The sequence below is a fragment of the Deferribacterota bacterium genome, from assembly GCA_034189185.1.
Lineage (GTDB): Bacteria > Chrysiogenota > Deferribacteres > Deferribacterales > UBA228 > UBA228.
The window spans coordinates 1-9,104 of record JAXHVM010000073.1; the positions used below are offsets into that span (position 1 = coordinate 1).

The following is a 9,104-nucleotide window of genomic DNA, read 5'->3' on the forward strand; positions in this document are numbered from 1 at the left end:
AGAAATATTGTATTTAAAATAATTAACAACAATTTTTTTTATTTAATATCTTATAATAAATATCATGTATTGAGTGTAGATTTTAAAGAAAATAAAATGAAAGTGAAAAGAGAAGGTCTTGTCAAGCATAACATTTAATATTATCACAATATTCCCTAATTTATTTGATAATATCTTTTCTTATGGTGTTATATCAAAAGCCATAGAAAAGGAGATAATTAATATAAATATAGTTGACCTACGTAAATTTGCACTAGATAAACACAGGGTAACAGAAGACTATTCATATGGTGGTGGACCTGGATTAGTAATGAAGGTTGAGCCAATCTATAATGCTGTCAAATATATAAACGAAAAGGTAAAATCTAATGTAATATTATTAGATCCAAGAGGTAAAAAATTTGATGATAACAGCGCTAAGAAATTGGCTAATTGTAAAGCCATTACTTTTATATGTGGTAGGTATGAAGGTGTTGATGAAAGAATAAGAAAACTACTCGTTGATGAAACATATTCAATTGGTGATTTTATATTATCTGGGGGTGAATTTGCTGCAGCTACGATGATAGATGCAATATCGCGCTATGTTAAGGGAGTTTTAGGTGATGAAAATTCAGTTAAAGAAGAATCTTTCACGATAGGAGGCTTAGAATATCCACAATATACAAGGCCCTATGAATTTAAAAATGAAAAAGTGCCAAAGGTTTTAATTGGTGGCAATCATGCTGAAATTGATCGTTGGAGAAAAAGAGAAGCCTTTCTAAATACATTAAAAAACAGAAGAGATCTGCTAAAAAGTGAATTTTTAAAAAGTGGCAATTTCTTTGAAGGTGTAAAGGATGAGTTTTTAACATATGTAACAAAGCATCTAAGTATAGCACTGATGCACTATCCGATGAAGGATAAGAAAAATAATGTTGTTGTAACAGCTATAACCAATATAGATTTACATGATATCTCTAGAACTTGTAAAACCTATAATGTTAATAAATTTTATTTAATTAATCCCGTTAAATCTCAGAGAGATATTGCGCGTAGGGTATTAAAACATTGGATTAATGGTTTTGGCAGCTGTTATAATAGTAATAGAAAAGAGGCTTTTGAGCAATTAGAGGTTAGAGAATCATTACTAGAGGTAATAAAAGAAATAAAAGAAGAGAAGGGGAGTGATCCAATACTTGTGGCAACAACAGCGAAAAAAAGAGATAATATTGTTGAAAAATTTATTGACATCGATAAATTTTTTGATATTCTAATAAATCGTGATGTATTGCTACTTTTTGGGACAGGATGGGGATTTACTGATGATTTCCTAAAAAGTGTGGATTATATATTAGAGCCAATTGAAGGGTTAGCTTCTTTTAATCATTTATCTGTTAGAAGTGCAATAGCAATTCTATTAGATAGGATTTTTGGTGGATTGTATTAAGGAGGTGTTTTGATGAGAGATAAAATTATAGATGCTATAGAAGAGGAATTTAAAAATAAGAATATCCCGTCCTTTAGATCAGGTGATACTATTGTTGTAAATTTTAGAATAACAGAGGGTGGAAAGGAAAGAATTCAGCCTTTCCAAGGAATTGTCATAAGGAAGCATAACAATGGTCTTTCATCTACTTTTACAGTTAGGAAGATGTCTGGTAAGATTGGCGTTGAGAGGATATTTCCTCTGTATTCACCTTTAATTGAGAGTATAAAAGTTGTAAGGGCAGGCAAAGTTAGACAATCTAGAATCTATTATATAAGAAATTTGAAAGGTAGAGCATTAAAGATCAAAGAGAGAAGAAAGGGTTTTTAAGTCTTGACTTATAAGTTTTTTTGATTATCATTTGACTACTAATTATATAATAAATAGCTGGGGTTACTAATGAAGACAACATTGCCAAAAGTAAATAATATTCAAAAAAGTTGGTATTTAATAGATGCAGAAGGCGTTATTTTAGGTAGGCTTGCAAGTAAGATTGCTACTATCTTGATGGGTAAAACGAAACCAATATATTCAACGAATATAGACGTTGGTGATTTTTTAATCGTTGTAAACGCTGAGAAGGTTGCTTTTACAGGGAATAAATTATCAGATAAAAAATATTATAAACATTCTGGTTATCTTGGCGGTTTAAAAGAAAAGAATTTAGAGAATATGCTTTTAAAACATCCTGAGGATGTAATATATAGAGCTGTTAAGGGTATGCTGCCTAAAAATAGGATGGGGCGAAAGATGTTAAAAAAGCTTAAAGTATACAGGGGTGATACTCATCCACATAGTGCACAAAAGCCTATAGCTATTAATGTTGCCAGGGGGAAATATGAATAATTACTTTTATGGGACAGGCAGGAGAAAAACATCAATTGCAAGGGTATTTTTAAGACCAGGAAATGGAAGTATTGCTATAAATGGTAAGTCAAATGATGAATATTTTACAAGACAGGGTTACAGGTTAGCCGTCTTAAAACCTTTAGAGGTTTTAAATCTACACAATATGTTTGATATTAATATATATACTAAGGGCGGCGGTTTAACTGGGCAAGCAGAAGCTATAAGACTAGGCATAGCTAGGGCATTGGTTAGCTACAATGAAGAGTATAGGAAATTATTAAAAGATAAAGGGTTGTTAACTAGGGATGCGCGAATGGTTGAGAGAAAGAAATATGGAAAGCCAAAGGCAAGAAAAAGCCCTCAATTTTCAAAACGTTAGTAAGAAAATGGCCTTATTGGAAGATAAAAAAGCACTTATATTTGGTATTGCAAACAACAGATCAATTGCATATGGTATTGCAAAAAAATTACAATCAGAGGGATCTGCTATTGGTATTGCTTATGGAGCAGATAATCTAAAAAAAAGGATAGATCCCATTGCTCAAGAACTAGATGCTGAGTTTTCTATTAAATGTGATGTAACTAACGAAGATGAAATCGATAAAACATTTAGTATTGTTGAAGAAAAATTTGATAATATTGATATATTAGTTCATTCAATAGCATTTGCACCTGAAAGCGATTTAAAATGTCCAGTTATTGATGTTTCAAAAGAAGGTTTTAATACTGCCTTAACGGTTTCTGCTTATTCATTAATTGCGTTGTCGAGAAGGGCTTATAAACTGATGAAAAAGGGTGGTTCTATAATAACTATGACATATTTTGGATCTACTAAGGTGATTATTAACTATAATCTAATGGGAATAGCAAAAGCTGCCCTTGAGGCATCGGTTAGATATCTAGCGTTTGATTTAGGTAATAAGAATATAAGAGTCAACGCTATTTCAGCAGGTCCTATAAGAACATTAGCATCTAGTGGGGTAAAAGGCTTCAAAGAGCTTTTTTCAAAATTTGCTGAAAGGGTCCCATTAAAGAACGAAATAACAAAAGAAGATGTCGGAGATGTCGCTTTATTTTTAGCTAGTAATCTCTCTAAAAAAATTACTGGTGAGATTATATTTGTAGATGGCGGTTATAATATCATAGGCTATTGATATACAGCTACTTTTGATAGCGTGACTAAATCGCCTTCAGTTATTTCTAAATCACTTGTAAGTATTATAGCTGTTGAGAAATCCTCTCCTACATGGATTATTTGAGCTTCACCTAATTTGTTTGGGATCTTGAAGCCAGGACCTTTTTTTATACGTATAATATCTAGCACGTCACCTAGTTTTACGTTATTATTTGATCCCAAATCTACTATACACATGTAACCAGCTCCAGCAAATCTCTGTTCACCTGTCAATTTCACAATCTTACCGTTAATATTGCTAATATAATTCTTAGTATCAATAATCTTTTTAATTTCGGGACGCTTATATAATCTAGCTTTAAAACCAATATCAACAGGTTCGTATGATTCTATAATATTAGCTATTGCTATAATGTCTTTAGACCAATATCTTTTTTTAACGATATCAGCCACTTTTGCGATAGCTGCAGATTTATAAAGCCTGTGGCTCATAGAAAGTTTACCCAGTGGTTGGAATATGATAAATTTATCACCTAGATTTATTTTACTCTTATCATCTGCGTTAACATTAATATATATAGTATCGTAAAGAGATCCATAATTTCTCCCTTCTTCTATTTCAATAACATCATAGGGTAGCTCCCTAGATCTTAATATTGCATAAAAATCATTTACATTTGTCAAGTTGTCAAGGTACTTTAAGACAACCCTATCAATTTTTTCTTTGTGCTCTCTTATTTCTTCTGTACTTTTTGTTTCACCTAGTTTAATATAATCTAAAGGTGTTAATTCAAAAACACCCTTTTTAATTTCTTCTTCTTTTCTAACTTCTTTTTCTTCTTCAGGTGGTTTAAAGGTTGTTAGATTTTTTATGAGACTTTCAGTATCCTTTGGTGAATATTTTTGTTTGTAAATATTTGACATAGGGGGTGTTTCTTGTGCTGATGATAATTGATATGTTGAGATAAATATTAAAAATATAATTAAACAATATTTATTCATAATCTACTCCAAATTGTTTAATATTTTATTTGCTAATGATGCTGCATTTGAATCTGGGTATTTCTCTATTAAGTTAGTTGCATAGTTACGTGCATTCTTTTTATCGCCAAGATTTTTATAAGATAGGGTTATCTTTAGGTATGCATCAGGAACCTTGTTCCCTTTTGGGTAGCGATCAATTAGCTCTTTAAGTAAATCTATAGCTTTTTTATAATCTTTCATCGCATAATAGGATTCAGCAATCCAATAGAGAGCATTATCAGATAAGCTATCATTTGGATAAAGTGCTAAAAAATCTTTAAATTTTTCTATGCTATTTTTGTAATCACCATTATTGTAAAGTTCATAGGCTTTTGTGTACATAGTATTTTTGTTTGTGATCTCGTCTTCAATAACAACTATCTCATTACTATCTTTTTGTTCTTCATAATCATTCTCGTATTTTTTAGATTTTAATAGTGAAAGCTCATTTGAAAAATAGGATAAATCATTTTTTAGATTAGCAATTGTACTAGAGTTTGTTTCAATTTTCTTTGAGTTTTCTGAAACATTTGTTTCAATTTCATCAATATTAACCCTGAGATCAGCCACAGTCCTCTGCAAGTTTATTATTTCATTATTTAAATTTTCAATACTATATTCCAATTGTTTTGTATTTGTTGCGCACGATATAGTAATGAAAGTTGTTATAATAATTAATAATTTTTTCATCTATAAACCTCCTGTAAAACATCTTCAATTTTTTTAACAATAAAATTAAGATCAGTTTTACCAATAAAATCAGATGCACCAGCCTGTAAAGCCCTTTTTTTATTTTCTTCTGTGTCAATTGAGGTCATTATAATTATAGGTAAATTTTTAGTTGAAGGATTATTTTTTATAATTTCTATTAATTCAAAACCATTTATCTGTGGCAGTTCTAAATCACTTATTATTAAATCTGGCTTTTTCTTATCAATAATTTTTAGCATTTGTTCAGCGTTTTCAAAGGATTCTACTCTATAGTCTGATTTTTCTATTTTTTTAGAAACTATTTTCCTAATTGTTGATGAGTCTTCAACTATATAAATTAATTTATTATTATTTAGTTTATCCTTTGAGTTTTTTTCGCTATCTGAAATATCTTCTAGTTCTTGTGGATTAATATCCAATAGAATTTTTTCAAAATCTAAAAGCTGAACAAGGCGATCTTCAATTTTTACTACACCCAATATAACATCAGCAAGCTTTAGATCCGGTAGGGAAGAATAATCACCTAGATTTTGTAAGGATATTCTATGTATTCTGGTTATATCATCTACTAAAAAACCATTTAATTTTCTATTAATATAGGTTACAATAATTTTTGCCTTATTTTTATCTATTTTTTTGTCCTTTTTATACCCAAGATAAAAAGGTAGATCAATTATACTTATTATTTCATTTCTGTATAGAATAGACCCTAATACCGCTTCGTGGGAATCGGGTATAGGTGTTATTTTAGGTATTTTTATTATCTCTCTAACTTTATTGATAGTTATTCCAAAGTAAAGTTTTTCTTTACCTTCAATAATAAATTCAACAATTTGCGATTCTTTAGATGTATTTATATTAACCATAGCCTCTCATATACATTATATAAATTTATATTAGCAAAGCAATTAATTATATAATATAATTAAGCATATGAAAATCATAATTCACTTTTTTCTATCCATATTTTTTTTATTTATAGTAGTAAGTGTTACAAATAGTCAGCAGATAACTATAAGAAAGAATGATTATGTTACTGAGCTTCAGTTAAAGGTTAATCCAGAATATATAGATTCTTATTATGAGAAAGATAATAAGGTGTTTATAAATTTTATTAACCCCATAAGGTTAAACATAGTTAATCTTCCAGATAATCCATTTATTAAATCAATTGACAATGAAAGGTCAAGCTTAATAGTTAATATAAAAAAGGGAGTTGATATTTATTTAGTAAAGCAAGATAACGGTTTAGATGTAGTATTAGCTAAATCAAGGAAATTTGATAGCCTATTAATAAAAAGCGATATTAATGCTCCAAAAATGATTGGCACAGATATTAATGAAGTAGATAAAACCCTTGAAAATAAGCTAATTGAAATAGAAAAGAAGATAAAAAATAAAAATTATGAGGTTGCATTAGAAGAGATTAGAGCTTTTTTAGAGGAAAACCATGACGGATTTTATGCTATTGAGGCATATTACAAAATGGGTGATGTTTATATGAAATTAGGTGAGAAATCACCAATTTATTACAAAAGAGCCTATGAGATATTTGGCGAATTTATAGAAAAATATCCCTTTTATTTTAGATATAAGCAAGCTTTATTAAATGCTGCCAAAGCAGCCTATAAATCCCACAATTACGATGAGGCACTAGATTTATATAAAAAGATTTATGATAGTGATTTTTCTACAAATGAAAGAAAGGAGGCCTTAAGAAAAATTGGCAGAATATATGAAAATATTTCACAGTATGATAAAGCACTAGAGACTTATATGGATTATATTAAGAGATATGGTGATAATTACGAGATAAACAATAGAATTGGATATTTATATTCAAGAATGGGGGATTATGATAGCGCATATAATTACTTTTATGATTTTATTCACAGTGGTCAACTGGGGATTGAAGATCCCGATGTTTTATTTGAAATTGCTAGAGTGCTTGAAGGAAAAAAGAAGTATAATAGATCGCTAGATTTCTATAATTATATATTTAATAATTTTAGTGACTATGTGAAGGCTGATGAAGCAATGCTTAGAAGCGCAAAGATTAATAATATTTTGGGAAATAAAGAGAAAGGCAATAAAATATTAAGAGAATGTAAAGATAAATATCCAAGAAGGGATGGTGGTTATTTATGTGCCCTTAATTACGCAAGAAAACATATAGGTGAACATCCTACGGAATATTGGGAGGAGTTTTTGCGCAGTCTTTTAGATAGTGATAATGAGGATATTAGGGCTCGCGCATTATATATGTTATTAAATGCCTATTATGAAGAAGGAAAACTAGAAAATGCCTATGAGATTGCAAAAGAGATAGAGAGTGAGTACCTTGTTAGCTCAGTTATTGATGATGTTGATAATAAAAAACAAGATATTTTATATAAATTAGCTAAACAAAAATTTAGAGAAGGTGCGCTAAATGATTCTGAAAGATTATTAAATGAGTTATTAGATAACTACCCATTAACAAAATATAAAAAAGAAGCAAAAGCGCTTATTAAAAAGATAGAAGACAAAAGGAAAGAAATAAAGATAAATAAGCTTCTAGCAAAACTTAATAAAGAGATAGAAGAATTAGATAGTTTTAACGATTATCAATCTTTCTTAGGTAGAATGGAAGAATTATCTACGACAGATAATGCAAGCTATATACCCTTTGATAATTTGACTCAAAAGGTTTATCCAAGATTACTAAACTCTCTATATTCAAAGGGTGATAATAGTGGTTTTAAAACATATTTTTTAGATTATCTCTCATTAGTCGGAGAAGATAACATCAAAAATGATTTATTAAATGACTTTGGTGATATAGTTATAGATGATATACAAGCTTATATTGATAATGATGATTTTGTTGCGGCCATAAATGAATATGAAAAAATTGAAAATTTAAGATTTGATAATAAATTAGAAAATAGATTAAATGAGTTAATTGCATATGCCTTATATAATATAGGTGAGGCGGAGAAAGCAAAAAATTATATTAATAAAGTAACAAAACCAGAGTCTATATATGGAATTTTTGTAGATGTAGTTTTAAATAAAAATACCAATGAAGATGTGATTATGAATTTATCAATAGATAAAGCAGAAGAATTACTTACAAAATTAATTGATGAAAACCCTACTCTTTCATATAGTGTAGCTTCTATTTATAAGAAAAATCCTAATTTTGCATTAGAAATGCAATATGATGCATTAAAGAATATAAGTGACAATGAGACCTATAACAATATTGTTGTAGATTTTTATACGAATCTTAGAGATGCTGACGAGCAGTTGCAAGAAAGATTTTATGATATATTTTATGACGCAGGTATGGTTTATTATGATGATGAAAATTACAATAGTACCATTGAGGCTTTGAGCTTATTTGAGAAATTTGCAAATAAGGACGAGGATTTACAAAAAGCTTATTATTTGTTAGGAGAATCATATTTAAATATAAATGAAAATGATTTAGCAAGACAATATTTTTCAAGATTAATAAATAATTATCCAAATACTCCTTTAGGTGAGTTAGCAGAGCAAGAGTTAGAGAAGATAGGTTCGTAATTTGTATGGATTATAAAGATATTGATATAATTGAGTTAAAAAAGGCCTTTAAAGAATTTACATCTGCATCACAAACAATAGAGAATACCTATGAAAATCTAAAAAGTGAAATTGATAACCTTAAAAAAGAATTAAAGGGCAAGAATGAGAAACTTTTTGAGTTATCAACGTTATTAGAAACTATTATTATGAACATGAGAAGTGCTTTTATTGCAGTAGATAGCAAGAATAACAGTATATTAAAAAATAATATTGCTGATGAGTATTTAAAAAATTATAAAGATTTTATAGATGATATTATAGATAACAAAGAATCAGGGGTATATGAATTTGAAAAGGATGGTAAACATT

Annotated in this window: 10 protein-coding genes; 7 read left to right on the top strand and 3 right to left on the bottom strand. The window is 28.9% G+C overall.

Annotated elements, in window-relative coordinates:
* The first annotated feature begins 118 nt into the window (after positions 1–118).
* The 5 genes from trmD to SVN78_06275 all read left to right on the top strand — a co-directional run bounded on the left by trmD (position 119) and on the right by SVN78_06275 (position 3,471).
* Positions 119–1,429, top strand: a complete 1,311-nt coding sequence (gene trmD, locus SVN78_06255; GenBank protein ID MDY6821205.1) for a tRNA (guanosine(37)-N1)-methyltransferase TrmD — start codon at positions 119–121, stop codon at positions 1,427–1,429.
* A 12-nt stretch (positions 1,430–1,441) separates the two neighbouring features.
* On the top strand, positions 1,442–1,798 hold the full coding sequence (gene rplS, locus SVN78_06260; GenBank protein ID MDY6821206.1) for a 50S ribosomal protein L19: 357 nt from the start codon (positions 1,442–1,444) through the stop codon (positions 1,796–1,798).
* Between the two features lie 69 nt (positions 1,799–1,867).
* A complete protein-coding gene (gene rplM / locus SVN78_06265) occupies positions 1,868–2,314 on the top strand; it encodes a 50S ribosomal protein L13 (protein ID MDY6821207.1) in 447 nt (148 codons plus the stop codon).
* A complete protein-coding gene (rpsI, locus tag SVN78_06270; protein ID MDY6821208.1) occupies positions 2,307–2,696 on the top strand; it encodes a 30S ribosomal protein S9 in 390 nt (129 codons plus the stop codon). The genes rplM and rpsI overlap by 8 nt, the downstream gene beginning before the upstream one ends.
* Positions 2,650–3,471 carry an enoyl-ACP reductase gene (locus SVN78_06275; protein MDY6821209.1) on the top strand — a complete coding sequence of 274 codons (822 nt, stop codon included), beginning with the start codon at positions 2,650–2,652 and terminating at the stop codon, positions 3,469–3,471. Before rpsI ends, SVN78_06275 begins: the two co-directional genes overlap by 47 nt.
* Here the strand turns inward: SVN78_06275 and SVN78_06280 are convergent.
* From SVN78_06280 to SVN78_06290, 3 genes are read right to left on the bottom strand one after another with little or no spacing between them, the layout of a single operon-like run.
* The gene (locus SVN78_06280) at positions 3,465–4,454 is read right to left on the bottom strand and encodes a hypothetical protein (protein ID MDY6821210.1); all 990 of its coding nucleotides are present in this window, start codon (positions 4,452–4,454) and stop codon (positions 3,465–3,467) included. The two genes, SVN78_06275 and SVN78_06280, sit on opposite strands and share 7 nt — an antisense overlap.
* A gap of 3 nt (positions 4,455–4,457) precedes the next feature.
* Positions 4,458–5,165 (bottom strand): tol-pal system protein YbgF, encoded by a 708-nt coding sequence (gene ybgF, locus SVN78_06285; GenBank protein ID MDY6821211.1) that lies wholly within the window; start codon positions 5,163–5,165, stop codon positions 4,458–4,460.
* Positions 5,162–6,052, bottom strand: coding sequence for a response regulator (locus SVN78_06290; GenBank protein MDY6821212.1), 891 nt, complete (start codon positions 6,050–6,052; stop codon positions 5,162–5,164). Before SVN78_06290 ends, ybgF begins: the two co-directional genes overlap by 4 nt.
* Positions 6,053–6,119: 67 nt before the next feature.
* Between SVN78_06290 and SVN78_06295 the strand changes: the two genes are divergently transcribed.
* Positions 6,120–8,753, top strand: a complete 2,634-nt coding sequence (locus tag SVN78_06295; GenBank protein ID MDY6821213.1) for a tetratricopeptide repeat protein — start codon at positions 6,120–6,122, stop codon at positions 8,751–8,753.
* A 5-nt stretch (positions 8,754–8,758) separates the two neighbouring features.
* Positions 8,759–9,104: hypothetical protein (locus SVN78_06300; protein MDY6821214.1), on the top strand; the 346-nt coding region annotated here is incomplete at its 3' end.

Excerpts from the sequence above, each read along its gene's own strand:
- rplS (MDY6821206.1), top strand. The coding sequence starts at position 1,442 with ATGAGAGATAAAATTATAGATGCTATAGAAGAGGAATTTAAAAATAAG.
- rplM (MDY6821207.1), top strand. The coding sequence starts at position 1,868 with ATGAAGACAACATTGCCAAAAGTAAATAATATTCAAAAAAGTTGGTAT.
- rpsI (MDY6821208.1), top strand. The coding sequence starts at position 2,307 with ATGAATAATTACTTTTATGGGACAGGCAGGAGAAAAACATCAATTGCA.
- SVN78_06275 (MDY6821209.1), top strand. The coding sequence starts at position 2,650 with ATGGAAAGCCAAAGGCAAGAAAAAGCCCTCAATTTTCAAAACGTTAGT.
- SVN78_06280 (MDY6821210.1), bottom strand. The coding sequence starts at position 4,454 with ATGAATAAATATTGTTTAATTATATTTTTAATATTTATCTCAACATAT.
- ybgF (MDY6821211.1), bottom strand. The coding sequence starts at position 5,165 with ATGAAAAAATTATTAATTATTATAACAACTTTCATTACTATATCGTGC.
- SVN78_06290 (MDY6821212.1), bottom strand. The coding sequence starts at position 6,052 with ATGGTTAATATAAATACATCTAAAGAATCGCAAATTGTTGAATTTATT.
- SVN78_06295 (MDY6821213.1), top strand. The coding sequence starts at position 6,120 with ATGAAAATCATAATTCACTTTTTTCTATCCATATTTTTTTTATTTATA.